This is a genomic window from Enterobacter sp. 186315 (assembly GCF_053290175.1).
On the sequence record NZ_JBPTTK010000075.1, the window covers coordinates 1 to 355 of the forward strand.

Genomic DNA, 355 nt, shown 5'->3' on the forward strand with positions numbered 1-355 from the left:
GAATGGCGTCGGATGTCGCGCCAGTGCACGCATTATGGGCGTTGGCCTCAACACGGTTTTACGTCACTTAAAAAACTCAGGCCGCAGTCGGTAACCTGGCGCATACAACCGGGCAGTGATGTGATTGTCTGCGCTGAAATGGACGAACAGTGGGGCTACGTCGGTGCTAAATCACGTCAGCGCTGGCTGTTTTACGCGTATGACAGGATACGGAGGACGGTTGTGGCGCACGTCTTCGGTGAACGCACTCTGGCCACACTGGAGCGTCTTCTGAGCCTGCTGTCGGCCTTTGAGGTCGTGGTATGGATGACGGATGGCTGGCCGCTGTATGAATCACGCCTGAAGGGAAAGCTGC

1 pseudogene is annotated in these 355 nt (G+C 56.9%); it reads left to right on the top strand.

Annotated features, from left to right (window positions below):
- Window positions 1–355, top strand: a pseudogene (locus tag ACSVHP_RS23020) (IS1 family transposase); the annotation flags it as partial.